At 73.8% G+C, this 18,397-nt stretch carries 13 protein-coding genes; all 13 read left to right on the top strand.

Annotated features, from left to right (window positions below; all coding sequences use genetic code 11):
- The first annotated feature begins 25 nt into the window (after window positions 1-25).
- The 13 genes from Cpa01nite_RS10775 to Cpa01nite_RS10710 all read left to right on the top strand — a co-directional run bounded on the left by Cpa01nite_RS10775 (window position 26) and on the right by Cpa01nite_RS10710 (window position 18,337).
- Entirely contained in the window at window positions 26-1,264 is a 1,239-nt protein-coding gene (locus Cpa01nite_RS10775) for a sugar ABC transporter substrate-binding protein (RefSeq protein WP_203668769.1), read from the top strand.
- Window positions 1,265-1,373: 109 nt separating this feature from the next.
- Window positions 1,374-2,996, top strand: coding sequence for an ABC transporter permease subunit (locus tag Cpa01nite_RS10770; protein ID WP_203668768.1), 1,623 nt, complete (start codon window positions 1,374-1,376; stop codon window positions 2,994-2,996).
- Window position 2,997: 1 nt separating this feature from the next.
- Window positions 2,998-3,876: a sugar ABC transporter permease gene (locus Cpa01nite_RS10765; protein WP_203668767.1), complete on the top strand. Its 879-nt coding sequence runs from the start codon at window positions 2,998-3,000 to the stop codon at window positions 3,874-3,876.
- A gap of 3 nt (window positions 3,877-3,879) precedes the next feature.
- Window positions 3,880-5,787, top strand: coding sequence for a glycoside hydrolase family 13 protein (locus Cpa01nite_RS10760; RefSeq protein WP_239068705.1), 1,908 nt, complete (start codon window positions 3,880-3,882; stop codon window positions 5,785-5,787).
- A 135-nt stretch (window positions 5,788-5,922) separates the two neighbouring features.
- Complete coding sequence (locus Cpa01nite_RS10755) at window positions 5,923-7,194, top strand: deoxyguanosinetriphosphate triphosphohydrolase (RefSeq protein WP_203668766.1); 1,272 nt, start codon at window positions 5,923-5,925, stop codon at window positions 7,192-7,194.
- 134 nt (window positions 7,195-7,328) lie between these two features.
- On the top strand, window positions 7,329-9,581 hold the full coding sequence (dnaG, locus tag Cpa01nite_RS18655) for a DNA primase (protein WP_239068704.1): 2,253 nt from the start codon (window positions 7,329-7,331) through the stop codon (window positions 9,579-9,581).
- A gap of 90 nt (window positions 9,582-9,671) precedes the next feature.
- Window positions 9,672-10,178, top strand: a complete 507-nt coding sequence (locus tag Cpa01nite_RS10740) for a phosphoribosyltransferase (protein ID WP_203668765.1) — start codon at window positions 9,672-9,674, stop codon at window positions 10,176-10,178.
- 29 nt (window positions 10,179-10,207) lie between these two features.
- Window positions 10,208-11,104: a hypothetical protein gene (locus Cpa01nite_RS10735; RefSeq protein WP_203668764.1), complete on the top strand. Its 897-nt coding sequence runs from the start codon at window positions 10,208-10,210 to the stop codon at window positions 11,102-11,104.
- Between the two features lie 242 nt (window positions 11,105-11,346).
- Window positions 11,347-12,060, top strand: a complete 714-nt coding sequence (locus Cpa01nite_RS10730; RefSeq protein WP_203668763.1) for a hypothetical protein — start codon at window positions 11,347-11,349, stop codon at window positions 12,058-12,060.
- Between the two features lie 226 nt (window positions 12,061-12,286).
- Window positions 12,287-12,841, top strand: a complete 555-nt coding sequence (locus Cpa01nite_RS10725) for a hypothetical protein (RefSeq protein ID WP_203668762.1) — start codon at window positions 12,287-12,289, stop codon at window positions 12,839-12,841.
- A 77-nt stretch (window positions 12,842-12,918) separates the two neighbouring features.
- Window positions 12,919-13,317, top strand: coding sequence for a hypothetical protein (locus Cpa01nite_RS10720; RefSeq protein ID WP_203668761.1), 399 nt, complete (start codon window positions 12,919-12,921; stop codon window positions 13,315-13,317).
- A gap of 317 nt (window positions 13,318-13,634) precedes the next feature.
- On the top strand, window positions 13,635-16,949 hold the full coding sequence (gene ileS, locus Cpa01nite_RS10715; RefSeq protein ID WP_203668760.1) for an isoleucine--tRNA ligase: 3,315 nt from the start codon (window positions 13,635-13,637) through the stop codon (window positions 16,947-16,949).
- Complete coding sequence (locus Cpa01nite_RS10710; protein ID WP_203668759.1) at window positions 16,949-18,337, top strand: bifunctional folylpolyglutamate synthase/dihydrofolate synthase; 1,389 nt, start codon at window positions 16,949-16,951, stop codon at window positions 18,335-18,337. Before ileS ends, Cpa01nite_RS10710 begins: the two co-directional genes overlap by 1 nt.
- Window positions 18,338-18,397: the final 60 nt, after the last annotated feature.

Raw genomic sequence — 18,397 nt, 5'->3', positions numbered from 1 at the left:
CCTTCTGACGCTGGGAGACACCCTGATGCGACGGAGCATCCCCGCCCTCGCCACGACGGCCGTCCTCGCGCTCGCCCTCGCGGCGTGCTCGAGCTCGGACTCGCCGTCCGACGCCACCTCCGACAGCCCCGCGGCCGACGCCGCCGAGGGCACCCTGACGATGTGGGTCGACGACACCCGCATCGACTCCATGCGCCCCGTCGTCGAGGCCTTCTCCGAGGAGTCCGGCGTCGAGGTCGAGCTGGTCCAGAAGGCCACCGGCGACATCGGCCCCGACTTCGTGACCCAGGTCCCGACCGGCGAGGGCCCGGACATCATCGTCTCGGCGCACGACGGCCTGGGCGAGTGGGTGAACAACGGCGTCGTCGCCCCGATCGAGCTGGGCGACAAGGCCGACGCGTTCGCCGACTCGGCCGTCCAGGCCATGGCGTACGACGGCCAGACGTACGGCGTGCCGATCTCGATCGAGAACATCGCGCTCGTCCGCAACAACGCGCTGCTCGCCGACACCCCGGCCACCACGTTCGACGAGCTCGTCGAGCAGGCCAAGGGCGCCGGCACCGACTTCTCCGTGCTGATCCAGCAGGGCGAGGAGTCCGACCCGTACCACCTGTACCCGCTGCAGACGTCGTTCGGCGCCCCGGTGTTCGAGCAGAGCGCGGACGGCTCGTACACCGACACGCTCGCGCTCGGCGGCGAGGCCGGCCACGCGTACGCCGCGTACCTGGCCAAGCTCGGCGCCGACCGCACGCTCGACCTGTCGGTCGACGGCGACAAGGCCAAGCAGGCGTTCCTCGACGGCCAGGCGCCGTACATCGTCACCGGCCCGTGGAACACCTCGGCGTTCCAGGAGGCCGGCATGGACATCTCCGTGCTGCCGGTCCCGTCGGCCGGCGGCCAGCCCGCCCAGCCGTTCGTGGGCGTGCAGGGCGTGTTCATCTCCGCGAAGTCCGAGAACCCGGTGCTCGCCAACGAGTTCGTGGTCAACTACCTGACCACCGAGGAGGCGCAGGACGCGCTGTACGAGGCCGGCGGCCGCCTGCCGGCGCTGACCGCCTCGGCCGACAAGGTCGACGACGCGGTCCTCCAGGGCTTCAACGAGGCCGGCGCCACCGGCGCCCCGATGCCCGCCATCCCCGCGATGAGCTCGGTGTGGTCCTTCTGGGGCGCGACCGAGGCGCAGATCGTCGGCGGCCAGGCGGCCGACCCGGCCGGCGCGTGGGACGCGATGGTCCAGAACATCCAGGACGCCATCGACGGCTGACCGACGTCGCGCGACCGCCGGGGTGCTCACGCGGCACCCCGGCGGTCGCGCCGCTCGCCCCACCACCCCCTTGCAGCACCCGCACCGCCGCGCGCCCGGAGGCCCTCGCATGACCGACCAGTCGACCGCCCAGGAGGTCGTCCCCGACGACCCCACGGGGACCCGCCCGCCGCGGCGGCGAGCACCGCGCGGCACCACGTCGCACGCCCGCTCGTTCTCCCCGGGGTTCATCGCCAAGCTGATCCTCATCGGCACCGTCGACGCCCTCGGCGTGTACGGGATCCTGTCCGCCTGGGCGGTGTCCCAGTGGGGGATCCTCGCGTTCCTGGTCCTCGCGCTCGTGGTCGCGAACTGGGCCTACTTCTCGCGCCGGATGCTGCCGGCGAAGTACCTCGTGCCGGGCCTGCTGTTCCTGGTCGTCTACCAGCTGTTCGCGATGGGCTACACCGGCTACGTCGCGTTCACGAACTACGGCGACGGCCACAACTCCACCAAGGCCGACGCGATCACCCAGATCGCCGCGCAGAACGAGCGCCGCGTCGAGGGCTCGCCCTCGCTCCCGCTCGCGGTCGTGCAGAGCGGCGACGAGCTCGGGTTCGCGGTCGTCACCGAGGACGGCGACACGCAGGTCGGCACCGCCGAGCAGCCGTTCGAGGACGTCGACGCCACCGTCGAGTCCGGCCGCATCACCGAGGTCCCCGGCTGGGAGGTCCTCGGCTTCGCGCAGGTCGCGGCCGACCAGGAGGCGATCACCTCGCTCCGGGTGCCGTTCTCCGACGACCCGTCCGACGGGTCGGTGCGCACCCAGGACGGGTCGACCGGCTACGTGTTCCGGTCCGCGCTCGAGTACGACGCCGCGGCGGACACGTTCACCGACACCGACACCGGCACGGTCTACACGCCCGGCGAGGGCGGCAACTTCGTCTCCCCGGACGGCGAGCGGCTGACCCCGGGCTGGCGGGTCGGCGTCGGCTTCGACAACTTCACGGCGATGGTCACCGACTCGCGGATGGCCGGGCCGTTCGCGCAGATCTTCGTGTGGACCTTCGCGTTCGCGTTCCTGTCCGTGATCACCACGTTCGCGCTCGGCCTGTTCCTGGCCATCACGTTCAACGACCCGCGGGTGCGGGGCCGGAAGGTCTACCGCTCGCTGCTGATCCTCCCGTACGCGTTCCCCGGGTTCCTGTCCGCTCTCGTCTGGCGCGGCATGCTGAACGAGCGGTTCGGCCTCATCAACGAGGTGCTGCTCGGCGGCGCGTCGATCCCGTGGCTGAGCGACCCGTGGCTGGCCAAGGCCGCGATCATCGGCGTGAACCTGTGGCTCGGCTTCCCGTACATGTTCCTCATCTGCACGGGCGCGCTGCAGTCCATCCCGCACGACATGACGGAGGCCGCGCGGATCGACGGCGCCGGCCGCTGGCGGATCTTCCGCTCGCTCACGCTGCCGCTGCTGATGGTGTCGGTGGCGCCGCTGCTGATCTCGAGCTTCGCCTTCAACTTCAACAACTTCTCGCTGATCTACATGCTGACCGGCGGCGGCCCGAACTTCGTGGGCACCCCGTACGTGGTGGGCCACACGGACATCCTCATCTCGATGGTCTACTCCGTGGCCTTCGAGTCCGGGACCAAGCAGTACGGCGTCGCCAGCGCGCTGTCGATCGTCATCTTCCTGATCGTCGGGGTCATCTCCTACCTCGGCTTCCGTCGCACCCGCACCCTCGAGGAGATCTGAGATGGCCCGCTCGACCGAGCTGCACACCGCCGTGCGCGGCCGCCGCTGGTGGTCCGAGATCGGCTGGCGGCACGTCGTCGGCGTCGTGATGATCGCGATCTGCCTGCTGCCGCTGCTGTACGTCCTCTCCGCGTCGCTCAACCCGGGCGGCACGCTCACGGGGTCGAACCAGCTGTTCCGCACCATCAGCCTGGAGAACTACACCGAGCTGGGCCCGCGCGGGTACATGAACTGGGCGGTGAACTCGCTCGTGGTGTCCAGCGCGACCGCGGTCGGCACCGTCCTGATGGGTGCCGCGGCGGCGTACGCGTTCTCGAGGTTCCGGTTCCGCGGCCGCCGGTCCGGCCTCACGACGCTGCTGCTGGTGCAGATGTTCCCGCAGATGCTCGCGTTCGTGGCGCTGTTCCTGCTGCTGCTGTCGCTGTCCGAGGTGTTCCCGGCGATCGGCCTCAACACCCAGCTGGGCCTGATCTGCGTCTACCTCGGCGGCGCGCTCGGCGTGAACACGTTCCTCATGTACGGGTTCTTCAACACGGTCCCGCGCGAGATCGACGAGGCCGCCAAGATCGACGGCGCGAGCCACGCGCAGATCTTCTGGACGATCATCCTGCGGCTCGTGGCCCCGATCCTCGCGGTCGTCGGCCTGCTGTCTTTCATCTCGTCCTACGGCGAGTTCATCATCGCCAAGGTCGTGCTGCAGCGCCCGGAGCGGTTCACGCTGGCGCTGGGCCTCTACAACTGGGCCTCCGACGAGCGGAACGCCCGCTGGGGCATCTTCGCCGCCGGCGCCGTGCTCGCCGCGATCCCGGTCGTCGCGCTGTTCCTGTTCCTGCAGAAGTACATCGTCGGCGGGCTCACCGCCGGCTCCGTGAAGGGCTGACGCTTGTCCGACCGCACCACCGGCGGCCGCCACGCCGCCGCCCCCGACGTCGCCGTGCCCCTCGGGGCGCACCACGACGGTTCCGCGCTGTACGTGCCGCCCGGCACGCCGGCCCTCGGCGACATCGTGCCCGTCCGGCTGCGGGTGCCCTCCGACGGGCCGGCGCCGGACGTGTGGCTGCGGGTCGTCGAGGACGGCGAGCCGCGGGTGTACCCGGCCCGCGCGGACGGGGGCGACGAGCACGAGCGCTGGTACACGGCGGACGTGCCGGTCACCAACCCGGTGACGTCGTACCGGTTCCTGCTGGCGGGCGAGGGGCAGCCCGGCGGGCAGGCGTGGCTGAACGGCGAGGGCACGATCGCCCGCGACGTGCCGGACGCGTCCGACTTCCGGCTGTCGACCACGCCGCCGGGGCCCGACTGGGCGCGGGATGCGGTCGTCTACCAGGTGTTCCCGGACCGGTTCGCGCGGTCGTCCGGCCGGCACGACGGGCCGCCCGCGGGCGAACTGCCCGACTGGGCGCTGCCGGCGGCCTGGGACGAGGAGCCGATCGGCGGCGGGCCGGGCACCGGCACGCAGCTGTACGGCGGCGACCTGGGCGGCATCGAGCACCGGCTGGACCACCTCCAGCGGCTCGGCGTCGACACGCTCTACCTGACGCCGGTGTTCCCGGGCCGGTCGAACCACCGGTACGACGCCCGGACCTTCGACCACGTGGACCCGGTGCTCGGCGGCGACGAGGCGTTCGCCTCGCTGTCCCGCGCGCTGCACGGGCGCGGCATGCGGCTGGTCGGCGACCTCACGACCAACCACACGGGCGACGCGCACGACTGGTTCCGGCGCGCGGTCGAGGACCCGTCCGCCGAGGAGCGGTCGTTCTACTACTGGCAGGACGCCGCGCCCGGCTACGTCGGCTGGCTCGGGCACGCGTCGCTGCCGAAGCTCGACCACCACGCGCCCGCGCTGGCGTCGCGCATGTTCGACGGGCCGTCGTCGGTCGTCGGGCGCTACCTCGCCGAGCCCTTCGCGATGGACGGCTGGCGGGTCGACGTGGCCAACATGACCGGCCGCCAGGGCGCGGACGACATGACGCACGAGGTCGCGGAGCGGATGCGCGCCGCGATGGCCGCGATCAACCCGGACGCCGCGCTGATCGCCGAGCACTTCCACGACGCCGGTGCCGACCTGCGCGCGGCCGGCGGCTGGCACGGCACGATGAACTACTCCGCGTTCACCCGGCCGGTGTGGACGTGGCTCGCGGACCCCGCGGCGGCGCTCCGCTACGTGGAGCTGCCGGTCGGCATCCCGCGCCGGCCCGGGCCGGCCGCGGTGGCCGCCATGCGCGAGTTCGGCGCCGCTGTCCCGTGGAGCGTCACCACCCACCAGTGGAACCTGCTCGGCTCGCACGACACGGCGCGGTTCCGGACGATCGTGGGCTCGCGGGACCTGGTCGAGGTCGGCGTCGGCCTGCTCATGACCTACCCGGGCACGCCGGTGCTGTTCGCGGGCGACGAGGGCGGGCTGACCGGGCGCAACGGCGAGAACTCCCGGGTGCCGATGCCGTGGGCGCAGATCGACGCCGGCGGTGGTCCCGCGTGGGACGCCGGGCTGTTCGCCACGTACCGGTCGCTGATCGCGCTGCGCCGGTCGTCGCGGGCGCTCCGCGAGGGCGGGCTGCGCTGGGCGCTGGTCCGGGACGACGCGATCGCGTACCTGCGGGAGACGGCGGGCGAGCGGGTGCTGGTGCTCGCGTCGCGCGCGCCGTGGCGGGGCGCGCTGCTGCCGGGCCACCTGCTGGCGGCGGGGGAGCAGCCGGAGAACCTGTACGGCGGCGCCGCGCTCGCGGTGGAGCCGGGCGGGCTGCGGCTGCCGGGCGACGGGCCGGGCGTGCAGGTGTGGCGCCTGGCGTGAGCCGGGGCGGGTGCGAGGGGGTGGGCGCGAGCGCGGCACTCCCGGTGCGAGATCGGCACCTCGGGGTGCCGACCTCGGCGCGCGACTGCCGACGTCGGCGTGGTGAGCGAGCCTCACCCCGATAAACTCGGGTCCGTGACCAGCGAGCTTCCCGACGGCTACGTCGACGCCGACCGGGAGCGCTGGGTCGCCGAGGCGCCCAAGTCGCGCTCCCGGACCCCGTTCGAGCGCGATCGCGCGCGCCTCGTGCACTCCTCGGCGCTGCGCCGGCTCGGCGCGAAGACCCAGGTGCTGGGGCCGTCGTCGGACGACTTCGTCCGCACCCGGCTGACCCACACGCTCGAGGTCGCGCAGGTCGGCCGGGAGATCGGCAAGACGCTCGGCTGCGACCCCGACGTCGTGGACACCGCCTGCCTCGCGCACGACCTCGGCCACCCGCCGTTCGGCCACAACGGCGAGCGCGCGCTGGCCCACCTCTCCCGCGACATCGGCGGGTTCGAGGGCAACGCCCAGACGCTGCGGCTGCTCACCCGGCTGGAGCCGAAGGTCGTCGCCCCGGACGGCGTCGCGGTCGGTCTCAACCTGACCCGCGCGAGCCTCGACGCCTCGGTGAAGTACCCGTGGGGCGCCGGCGAGGGACCGCTGTCCGCGAGCGGCCGGCCGACCCACAAGTTCGGCGTGTACGCGGACGACCTGCCCGTGTTCACCTGGCTGCGCGACGGCGCGCCCGAGCGGCGCAAGTGCCTCGAGGCGCAGGTCATGGACCTCGCGGACGACATCTCGTACTCGGTGCACGACGTGGAGGACGCGGTCGTCGGCGGCCGGTTCGACCTGTGGGTGCTCACCGTGCCGGACCAGCGCGCGCGGGTCGTCGAGGCGATCCACACCTGGTACGGCGACGCGATCGACGCCGCGGGGCTGGAGGCCGCGATGGACCGGCTCGTCGCGGCCGAGCTGTGGCGCCCCGGCTTCGACGGCACCCGCGGGGCGCTCGCGGCGCTCAAGGACACGACCAGCCAGCTCATCGGCCGGTTCGCGCGCGCCGCGCAGGTCGCCACCCGCGAGCGGTACGGCCCCGGGCCGCTGACCCGGTACGCCGCCGACCTCATCGTCCCGGAGGAGACGCAGGCCGAGATCCTCGTGCTCAAGGGCCTCGCGGTCGCGTTCGTCATGGCGCCGCGCGAGCTCGAGCCGCTCTACCAGCGGCAGCGGGAGATCCTCGCCGACCTCGTGCAGGTGCTGTCCGACCGGGCGCCGCTCGCGCTGGAGCCGCCGTTCGCGGCGGACTGGCGCGCCGCGGCGGACGACGCGGCCCGGCTGCGGGTCGTGGTGGACCAGGTGGCGAGCCTGACGGACGTGTCCGCCGCCGCCTGGCACGCGCGCCTGGCGCCCCCGCCGCGGTACTGACGAGCGCGACGTCGTCGGCTCCGCCCCAGGTCGTCGGTTGCGCCACCCCCGTGGTGGACGCGACCGACGACCTCGGCGGTGGCGCTGGTCACGACCGGCCGGGTGGGCCTCCAGCGGCGCCTAGGATCGTGCCCGTGGCGGGACGGATCCGGCGGGAGGACGTGCAGACGGTCCGCGAGCGCGCCCGGATCGAGGACGTCGTCGGCGAGCACGTCGCGCTGAAGACCGCCGGCGTCGGCTCGATGAAGGGCCTGTGCCCCTTCCACGACGAGAAGTCCCCGTCGTTCCACGTCCGCCCGCAGGTCGGGCTCTACCACTGCTTCGGGTGCGGCGAGGGCGGCGACGTCATCGACTTCATCCAGAAGATCGACGGCCTGCCGTTCACCGAGGCCGTCGAGTACCTGGCCGGCCGCGCGGGCGTCACGCTGCGGTACGAGGAGGGCGGCGGCCCGCGCCCGGGTCACGAGCCCGGCAAGCGCCAGCGGCTGCTCGAGGCGCACCGCGTCGCGGCCGAGTACTTCGTCGAGCAGCTGCTCACCCCCGAGGCGGCGATCGCCCGGCAGTTCCTCGCCGAGCGCGGGTTCGACCGCGCCGCCGCGGACCAGTTCGGCGTCGGCTACGCGCCCCAGGGCTGGGACCACCTGCTGCGGCACCTGCGCGGCCGCTCGTTCACCGAGGCCGAGCTCACCGCCAGCGGCCTGATGAGCCAGGGCAACCGCGGGCTGTACGACCGGTTCCGCGGCCGCCTGGTGTGGCCGATCCGTGAGGTCACCGGCGACGTCGTCGGGTTCGGCGCACGCCGGCTCCACGAGGACGACCAGGGCCCGAAGTACCTCAACACCCCCGAGACGCCGCTCTACAAGAAGTCCCAGGTGCTCTACGGCATCGACCTGGCGAAGCGCGAGATCGCGAAGAACAAGCAGGTCGTCGTCGTCGAGGGATACACCGACGTCATGGCCATGCACCTGTCCGGCGTCGGCACCGCCGTCGCGACCTGCGGCACGGCGTTCGGCTCGGACCACGCGCGGATCGTGCGGCGGCTCATGGGCGCGGGCGGGGCCGGCAGCGGCATCCAGCTGGCGTCGGGGGAGTCGGTCGGCGGGGAGGTCGTGTTCACCTTCGACGGCGACTCCGCCGGGCAGAAGGCCGCGATGAAGGCGTTCGGCGAGGACCAGTCGTTCAGCGCGCAGACCTTCGTGGCCGTCGCCGACGGCGGCATGGACCCGTGCGACCTGCGCCAGGCCCAGGGCCCGGACGCGGTGCGCGCGCTGGTGAAGTCCCGGCAGCCGCTGTTCGAGTTCGTCATCCGCACGACGCTGCAGGGCTTCGACCTGCACACCGCCGAGGGCCGGGTCGCCGCGCTGCGCGCCGCCGCGCCGATCCCGGGCGGCATCCGGGACGCCGCGCTGCGGCCGGAGTACACCCGCATGCTCGCCGGCTGGCTCGGCATGGACATGGAGACCGTGCAGCGCGCGGTGCAGCAGGCGGGTCGCGGCGGGCGGTCCGGCGGCGGCACCGGCGGCGGGCGCGGGTCGTCCCCGTCGGCCTACGGCCAGGGCGGGTACGGGCAGAACGGCGGCCGGTCGACCTTCGTGCCCCCGGGCCCGGAGGAGGGCGGCTGGCGCCGCGACGGCGGCCGGGGCGGCCAGCGCGGCGGGCGGCCCGGCGGCGGCCAGGGCGGCGGCTCGCGCGGGCCCGGCGGCGGAGGCGGCGGGCGCTGGGACGACCGGCGCGGCGGCGGCGACGGCCGCTTCGGCCAGGGCGGCGGCGGTGGCCAGCGGTTCGACGAGCCACCCCCCGAGCCGTACGACGACGGGCCCCCGCACGACCTCGACCAGGCCGGCCCGGGCGGCGGCACGACCCCGCTGCCCGCGCCGCAGATGGCCATGCCCGATCCCCGCGACCCGGTCACGGCCACCGAGCGGCGCGCCCTGGAGGCCGTGCTGCAGATGCCGGACGCCGTGCCGCCGGAGTTCGACGACCTGCCGCCGGAGGCGTTCACCGCGCCCGCGTACCGGGCCGTGCACGCCGCGATCCGCGCCGCGGGCGGGGCCGCCGCCGCGCGCGCCAAGGTCGCCGCGCAGGGACCGGCCGGGGCGGTCGGCTGGGTCGAGGCCGTCCGTGAGGAGGCCGCGTCGCCGGTCGAGGGCCTGATCACCCGGCTCGCGGTCGCGCCGCTGCCCGAGGACCGGCCCGACCGGCTGCCCGGCTACGCCCGCGGGCTGGTCATGGCGCTGGTCGAGATGGAGCTGACCCGGCACATCGCCGACCTGCGCGGGCGCCTGCAGCGGATGGACGCGCAGGCCGACCCGGACGGCTACCGCGCGCTCGCGCACGAGCTGTTCGAGCACGAGAACCGCCGGCGGGCGCTGCGCGAGAGCGCCTGACGCGGACGCGCCGCGCACGACCGCGGCCGCACCGGGTCCCGACCGCCGCGCGAAACCTGGCGCACACGTGCGGCGGCTAGCCTGACCGGCATGACGACTGCGGAGGCCGCACCCGGCCAGGACCTGCCCGACGAGCGCGAGATCCTCGGCTGGGACGAGTTCGGCGAGGCGGCGCGCGACCTGGCGCGCGCGGTGGTCGAGTCCGGGTTCGAGCCCGACGTCGTGGTGGCGGTGGCCCGCGGCGGCCTGCTGCCCGCCGGCGCGCTGTCCTACGCCCTGGGCCTGAAGGCGTGCGGCACCCTGAACGTCGAGTTCTACACCGGGATCGACGCGCGCCTGCCCGAGCCGGTCGTCCTGCCGCCGCTGCTCGACAACGCCGCGCTGGTCGGCCGGCGCGCGCTGGTCGTCGACGACGTCGCGGACACCGGGGAGACCCTGGCCCTCGTGCAGCGGCTGGTCGCCGAGCACTGCGAGGAGGCGCGCACGGCGGTGCTGTACGCGAAGTCGCACTCGATCGTCGCGCCCGACTTCGTGTGGCGGCGGACCGACCGGTGGATCACGTTCCCGTGGTCCGCGCAGCCGCCGGTCACGGCCTGACGTCCGGTCGTGCCGCCGGGACCGGGGACGTGGCCGACCGCTGGACGATCGACGCGCGGTGGGGCGCCCGCGACGAGCCGTCGACCGCGCTGGCGGACCGGGTGGCGCGGTTCCTCCGCGCGATCGAGCGACTGCACCCGTCGTTCACGGCCTGGTACGTGGCCGGACCGGGCGTTCGAGCGCCGCTCGGCCCTGAGGGTCTCCACGCCCTGCTCCGCCAGGACGGCGACACGACGAACCTGGTGCTGACCACCGCGACCCGACCGGCTGCTCAGCTCCTCTGCGCGCTCGGCACGACGGCCGGCGCCACGAGCCGCGTGCGCCTGACCGTCCCGCCGCCCGTCGCAGGTGCGATGGGTCCCGCCGGTGTGAACGCGACCGTGCGCGCAGCCGTCGAGTCGTGGGACCCGTCCTGGGCGTCCTGCTACTCGGCCGAGCTCGGCCTCGCGCAGCTCCCCGCCCCGGGGTCGGTGGTCGTCGGTCGGCTGACCTACCTGTCCGCCGACCCGGCAGCGGTGGGGGCGATCGACGGCGTTCGGGTCGAGGCCCTCGGCGCGGGCTCGCTCGTCGTCGCCGACCGCGTCGACCAACCGGTCCGGGACCAGGTCCGCGCGATCCGCCGCGCGCTCGCGGCACGCGGTCTGCTGGAGACCCCCGGCAGCGAGGAGGCGTCCGGCGGGTTCGGCGCGCTCACGGTGCACGAGGCGTTCCTGGTGATGACTGACTACCTCTCCGCGTGCCACCTCCTCGGGCCCGGTCCGGTCGAGGACGTGTTGATCGCCGCCGCGCCGGAGCCGGACGGAGACACGTCCGACCCGGCGGCGTGGCACGACTGGCTCGACTCGGTCGCGCGGATCCGCTCCGGGCAGCCGCCGCGGTCGATCTTCGCGGACCCGTCCGAAAGCGGGTCGTCGGGTGACGAGTAACCCGCTCCGCTGGGGCCGGACGGACGTCTCTACTACCTGAGGTTCGCCGGCGCCGGGCGGGAGGGTGACCACGTGTGGCCCGAGACGTCGGGCTACGACTCGCTCGACCGGGCAATGGCGCAGGCGCAAGCGCGGCTCGGCAGTCGAACCACCCGGCGTGGAGAGGCGGGGATCGACGCACGACTGGGTGAACGGCGAGGACCGGCCCCGCGCGCGAGGTCCCCTCTCGCTACGGTGCCCTGGTGCTGCTGACCGCCGTCACGACCGCCGGGGACGTCCCAGGGGACGGGCCTGTGGCCTTCCGCGTGGTGATGGGGCTCGTCCTCGCGGTCACCCTCGCCTCGCAGGGGTGGGTCGTGTCCCGCGCGCTCCGGGGTGACACGGAGGCGCTGCGTCGCGTGCAGTCCCAACCTCAGATGGCGATGCTCTTCAGCGGTGACGTGGCGGTGTTAGCCCGGGCTGTCGTGCCGGCGAGCGCGCTGACGGCCTGGAGCTGCCTCGGCGTCGCCGGGATCGTGCTGCTCTTCCCGAGCGGGCCGCCCGGGCCGTTCACAGCCGTCTGGCTCCTCGGGATCGTCGTGCTGAGTGTGGTCTTCCTCGTCGCCGTGGCGACCGGCCGGCCCGCCGTGCTGATCTCCCCGCCGTTCCGCGGGCGCTCGAAGGACGAGATCCGCGCCTGGTTCGCGGCCGACGACCGCGCCCGGGCCCGGGACGCCGCGCTGCGGCAGCAGGTCGCGCGCGCCCGCGCTCGCGGTCTGCCGGCGGGCGACGCGGGATACGTCGGGGCCCTGCTCCGGACGCGCGGCGAGGAGGCCGCGCTCCGGACGCTGTGCGAGCTCCTGGCCGAGCAGGACGTCGCCCTGGACCCGTCTGACCGCGCGGTGCTCGAGTCGCTCGGGACCGAGGTCGACGTGCCGGTCTCGGAGCTGCTCGGAACGCGGGTCGAGCGGCCGTGACGGCCCGCCGGCTCGTGCATCCGTGCGCCGGTCGGGTGGCAGACGCGGAACCCGCCGCGGTCCACCGCTCGGGTCGGTACGGTGCGCTCGTGATGACCACCCGGTCGGGCGAGCCCGACGGCCTCCCCGACGCGCGCCGGACTGATCGCCTCGTGGCGTCGACGAGCCGGGACGCCTGACGATGGGCGGGACACCGACGTGGGTGCGCCGCGCTGCGCTCGTCCTCGTGAGCGCGCTCGCCGGTGTCGTCGCCGGGCTGACGTTCGCGGCGTTCACCGTCCGTGACGACTGGCTGTTCCGCCATGCATGGGACCTCCAGCCGAACGGCGTCGGTCTCAAGTCCGGGGTGCAGGTGGCTCGCTACGCGACGCCCGTGCCTGAGGACGACGCACGCCGGGTCGCGCAGGCAGCCCTCGAGGAGTTCGACCTCAACATCCCCGAGGACGCCGCGCGTGTCGAGGTCGACATCGTCGACTTCGAGTCGGAGGACGAGGTGTGGATCGAGGACGCGACGCTCGTCCGCGTGATGCTGCCCACGGACCAGGCCGTCGTGATGCTCACCCCGGACGCCCCCGGATCGAGCTCGCTCCCGCTCGTCGACTACTCGACCGCAGGCGACCTCAACGACTGGGTCGTCGACATGATGGGCGCGTACGTCGACCTGCACGTCCCCGCGGCGGACCTCAGGCCCGCGGGGCAGACCTACCTCGCGATCGTGGCGCCGGCAGGTGACCCGGCGGAGGTCACGTTCCTGGCCTACGACCTCGAGACCCGCATGTGACCAGCTCAAGACGGTCGAGAGGAGGTGGATGTCGCCGGATGACGTCGTGGCGGAACATCTCTGTCGACCGTGGCGCCATGGGGGTCCACACCCTGGCCGAGCTCGTCGGTGCCTGGGGGCACCACGTCAGCCGGCTCGAGAGGGAGGCCCGAGCGCATCCGGCGGCCGGGAGCCGTGAGCGTGCAGACGTGTGGGGCGTCTACGACCTGATCGCCGCGAACTACCTCCGCGACGTGCTGGAGCCGCTGATGCAGGCGCTGGGCGATCGCGAACGCGCGGACATGAGGTCGGCGCTGGATGCCGTCGACCAGCGCTTCCTGGGCTTCACCGTCCCTGATGTGCACAAGATCGTCCAGCGGATCGACGGGGGCGGTCCGCGATCCGCGTGGTGGTGGAACCGGATCCCCGAGCGCGGCCCGGTCCTGGACGACGTCGCGTACATGCTCCCTCCCGGTGATCCCGACGAGGCAGGGTGATCGCACCCCGCTGGACGCCCTCGCTACACTCGTCCCCACAGGCACCGATCCGGCCATCACCGGGGAGCCTCCGGAAGAACAGGGCGAGCCGCAGCACGCACGCGACGGACCCCCAGTAGACCCGGACGGGGCAGGCCCGTTACAGCCGCAGCAGAGTGGTCGCGCGCCGACCCCGCACCCGCGGGCGAGGCGATCGGCAAGCGGGGTGGTACCGCGGTGCCCGCCGGGGCTCAGGCCCGGGCGTGACGTCGTCCCCGTGGATCCGCCACCGCACCGCGGGCCCCCGGGCCCGCCGACCACCAGGAGCGCCATCCGCCATGGCCTATCCGCTGCACCGCACCCCGACCGGCCGCCGCGCCGCGCCCGTCGCGCCGGGCGCCTCGTTCGGCCTGCCCGCGTCCCCGGACCTGCCCGCGCTGGAGAAGGACGTCCTCGCGTACTGGGAGTCCGACGGGACGTTCCAGGCGTCGATCGACGCCCGCGACGCCGGTGAGGACGGCGCGAACGAGTTCGTGTTCTACGACGGCCCGCCGTTCGCGAACGGGCTGCCGCACTACGGCCACCTGCTTACCGGGTACGCCAAGGACATCGTCGGCCGGTACCAGACGCAGCGGGGCCGCCGCGTCGAGCGCCGGTTCGGCTGGGACACGCACGGCCTGCCGGCGGAGCTCGAGGCGGAGCGGATCCTCGGCATCACCGACAAGTCCCAGATCGAGGAGATGGGCATCAAGGCGTTCAACGACGCCTGCCGGACGTCGGTGCTGCGGTACACCGACGAGTGGCAGGTGTACGTGACGCGCCAGGCGCGCTGGGTCGACTTCGAGCACGACTACAAGACGCTCGACGCGTCCTACATGGAGTCGGTCATCTGGGCGTTCAAGCGCCTGTACGACAAGGGCTGGGCGTACGAGGGCTACCGCGTGCTGCCCTACTGCTGGAACGACCAGACGCCGCTGTCGAACCACGAGCTGCGGATGGACGACGACGTCTACAAGGACGTCCAGGACCAGACGGTCACGGTGACGTTCCCGCTGACCGGCGAGCGCACGGCCGAGCTCGGCCTGGACGGCGTCGCCGCCCTCGCCTGGACGACGACCCCGTGGACGCTGCCGACCAACTCGGCGCTCGCGGTCGGCCCCGAGGTCGCCTACGCGGTGGTCCCCGCGGGCCCGAACGGCACCAGCGCCAGCGCGGGCGCCTTCCTGCTCGCCCGCGACCTCGTCAAGGGCTACGCCAAGGACCTCGGCTACGACTCCGCCGACGACGCCCTGGCCGCCGTGACCCGCGAGGTGCGCGGCGCCGACCTGGCCGGCGTCCGGTACGAGCGGCTGTTCGACTACCTCGCGGACCAGCCCGGCATGGCCGAGCACGGGTTCCAGATCCTGCTCGCCGACTACGTCACCACCGAGGACGGCACCGGCGTGGTGCACCAGGCCCCGGCCTACGGCGAGGTCGACCAGGAGACCTGCGAGGCCGTCGGCATCCCGACGGTGCTGAGCGTCGACGAGGGCGGGAAGTTCACGTCCCTGGTGCCCGACTTCGAGGGCCAGCAGGTGTTCGACGCGAACAAGCCCATCACGCAGCGGCTGCGCGCCGACGGCCGCCTGCTGCGCCAGGCGTCGTACGTGCACTCGTACCCGCACTGCTGGCGGTGCCGGAAGCCGCTGATCTACAAGGCCGTGTCGTCCTGGTTCGTGAAGGTCACCGCCTTCCGCGACCGGATGGTCGAGCTGAACCAGGACATCTCCTGGGTGCCGGAGCACATCAAGGACGGCCAGTTCGGCAACTGGCTGGCGAACGCCCGCGACTGGTCGGTGTCCCGCAACCGGTACTGGGGCACGCCGATCCCGGTGTGGGTGAGCGACGACCCGGCGCACCCGCGCATCGACGTGTACGGCTCGTTCGCCGAGCTGGAGGCCGACTTCGGCCGGCTGCCGCTGAACGACGCCGGCGAGCCCGACCTGCACCGGCCGTTCATCGACGACCTGACCCGGCCGAACCCGGACGACCCGACCGGGCGCTCGACCATGCGCCGCATCCCGGACGTGCTCGACGTGTGGTTCGACTCCGGGTCGATGCCGTACGCCCAGGTGCACTACCCGTTCGAGAACGCCGACTGGTTCGAGCACCACTACCCGGGCGACTTCATCACGGAGTACATCGGGCAGACCCGCGGCTGGTTCTACCTGCTGCACGTGCTCGCGACCGCGCTGTTCGACCGCCCGGCGTTCCGCACGTCCGTCTCGCACGGCATCGTGCTGGGCTCGGACGGCCGCAAGATGAGCAAGTCGCTGCGGAACTACCCGGACGTCAACGAGGTGTTCGACCGCGACGGCTCGGACGCGATGCGCTGGTTCCTCATGGCGTCGCCGATCCTGCGCGGCGGCAACCTGGTCGTCACCGAGGAGGGCATCCGCTCGGAGGTCCGCCAGGTGCTGCTCCCGCTGTGGAGCACCTGGTACTTCTTCGCGCTCTACGCCAACGCGGCGAACCAGGGGGCGGGTCTCACCGCGGGCCGGGTCACGCCGGACACCCCGGTCACCACGATGGACCGGTACGTGCTCGCCCGGACGCGGAAGCTGGTCGAGACCGTCACCGCGCAGCTCGACGCGTACGACGTGCCCGGCGCCTGCGAGACCGTCCGCGTGCACCTGGACCTGCTGACAAACTGGTACGTCCGCACGCAGCGCGACCGGTTCTGGGCGGAGGACCAGGCGGCGTTCGACACGCTGTGGACGTCGCTCGAGACGCTAACCCGCGTCATGGCGCCGCTGGCCCCGCTGCTGTCGGAGGAGGTGTGGCGCGGCCTGACCGGCGACCGCTCCGTGCACCTGTCCGACTGGCCGACCCTGGGCGACGGCGGGGCCGACGACCTGGCGCTCGCGGCCGACGACGACCTGGTCGCCGCGGTCGACGGCGTGCGCGAGGCGGTGTCCGCCGCCCTGGCGCTGCGCAAGGCCCACGGGCTGCGCGTGCGGCAGCCGCTGAGCGAGCTGCGCGTCGCCACGGCGACCCCGGAGGCCCTGCAGCCGTTCGCGGACCTGCTCGCCGCCGAGCTCAACGTCAAGCGCGTCACGCTCTCGACGGTCGAGGAGGCCGCCGCGGGCGGCGTCGCGGTCCGCAGCAACCTCGCGGTGAACGCCCGCGCCGCCGGCCCCCGCCTGGGCCGCGGCGTCCAGGCCGTGATCCGCGCCGCCAAGGCCGGGGACTGGTCCACCGACGCCGAGGGCACCGTGGTCGTGCGCACCGACGACGGCGACGTCCCGATGCAGCCGTCCGAGTACGAGCTGACGACGTCGATCGACGTCACCACCGCCGAGGGCGAGGCGCCGGCGCTGGCCGCGGGCGTGCTGCCCTCGGGCGGGTTCGTGGTGCTCGACCTGGCGCTGGACGAGGCGCTGCTGGCCGAGGGCTACGCCCGCGACGTCGTCCGCGCGGTGCAGGACGCCCGCAAGGCGGCCGACCTCGTGGTGACCGACCGGATCCGGCTGACGCTGGGCGTCCCGGCGGGGCACCGGGCGGCGGTGGAGGCGCACCGGGAGTTCATCGCGCGCGAGACGCTCGCGACGGAGGTGGTCGTCGACGACTCGGGCTCCGAGCTCGCCGTCGGCGTCGAGCGGGTGGACGTCTGATGGCCGCCAAGGGCCGCGGGGGAGCGGACCACCAGCGCGACGAGGCCGCCCAGGCCGCCCGCCGCGCCGCCGACGAGGTGTACGCGGGCATTCTCGAGCGGGCGCCCGAGCACGACATCGACCCGACCCTCGACCGGGTCGCGGCGGTGTGCGAGCTGCTCGGCGACCCGCAGAAGGCGTACCGGGTCATCCACCTCACCGGCACGAACGGCAAGACGTCGACGGCCCGCATGGTCGAGCGCCTGGTGCGCGAGCACGGGCTGCGGACGGGCCGGTTCACCAGCCCGCACCTGCACCGGGTGACCGAGCGGATCGCGATCGACGGGGAGCCGATCTCCGACGAGGCGTTCGTCGCCACCTGGCAGGACGTCGCGCCGTACGTGCACATGGTCGACGTCAAGGAGCAGGCCGAGGGCCGCCCGCGGCTCAGCTTCTTCGAGGTGTTCACCGTCATGGCGTTCGCGGCGTTCGCGGACGCGCCGGTGGACGTCGCCGTGGTCGAGGTCGGCATGGGCGGGCGCTGGGACGCGACGAACGTCGCCGACGGCGAGGTCGCGGTCATCACCCCGGTCGCCTACGACCACGAGCGGTACCTCGGGCACACGCTGGTCGAGATCGCGGGGGAGAAGTCGGGCATCGTGAAGGACGGCGCGACCCTCGTGCTGTCCCGCCAGGAGGAGGACGCCGAGGGCGTCATCCTCGAGGCCGCCGCCGAGCGCGGCGCGCGGGTGGTCCGCGAGGGCGTCGACATCGACGTCGTGGACCGGCAGGTCGCCGTCGGGGGCCAGCTGCTCACGCTGCGCGGCTCGGGCGGCGTCTACACGGACGTGTTCCTGCCGCTGCACGGCGAGCACCAGGCGCACAACGCGCTCGCGGCGCTCGCGGCCGTCGAGGCGCTGATCGCGGGCGGCGGCGCGCTGGACGGCTCGGTGGTGGAGGCGGCGTTCGCGGACGTCGACTCGCCGGGCCGCCTCGAGCTGGTCCGGTCGAGCCCGACCGTGCTGGTCGACGGCGCGCACAACCCCGCCGGCGCCGAGGCGCTGGTCGCGGCCGTCGAGGAGGCGTTCGCGTTCCAGCGGATCGTCGGCGTCGTCGGCGCGATGGCGGACAAGGACCCCGAGGCGATCCTCGCGGTCCTGGAGCCGTACCTGGCGGAGGTCGTCGTCACCCGGGCGTCGAACCCGCGGGCGATGGAGGTCGACGACCTGGCCGAGATCGCGGTCGACGTGTTCGGCGAGGACCGGGTGCACGTGCGCGAGCGGCTCGACGAGGCGGTCACGCTCGCGGCCGACCTCGCGGAGCGCGAGGTCGAGCGCGGCGCGGCGGTGCTCGTGACCGGCTCGATCTACCTGGTCGCGGAGGCGCGCGTCCTCACGGGCCGCGCCTGACGGGACGGTCGGCGGCTCGGCCGGCGGGTCCGCGGCGGGGGTGCACGAACGTGCACCCCC

Origin of the sequence: Cellulomonas pakistanensis (assembly GCF_016862755.1) — a bacterium.
In the GTDB taxonomy this organism is placed as follows: domain Bacteria; phylum Actinomycetota; class Actinomycetes; order Actinomycetales; family Cellulomonadaceae; genus Cellulomonas; species Cellulomonas pakistanensis.
Note: the sequence above shows the minus strand (reverse complement) of the source record. Positions and strands in the feature narration are given on the sequence as shown.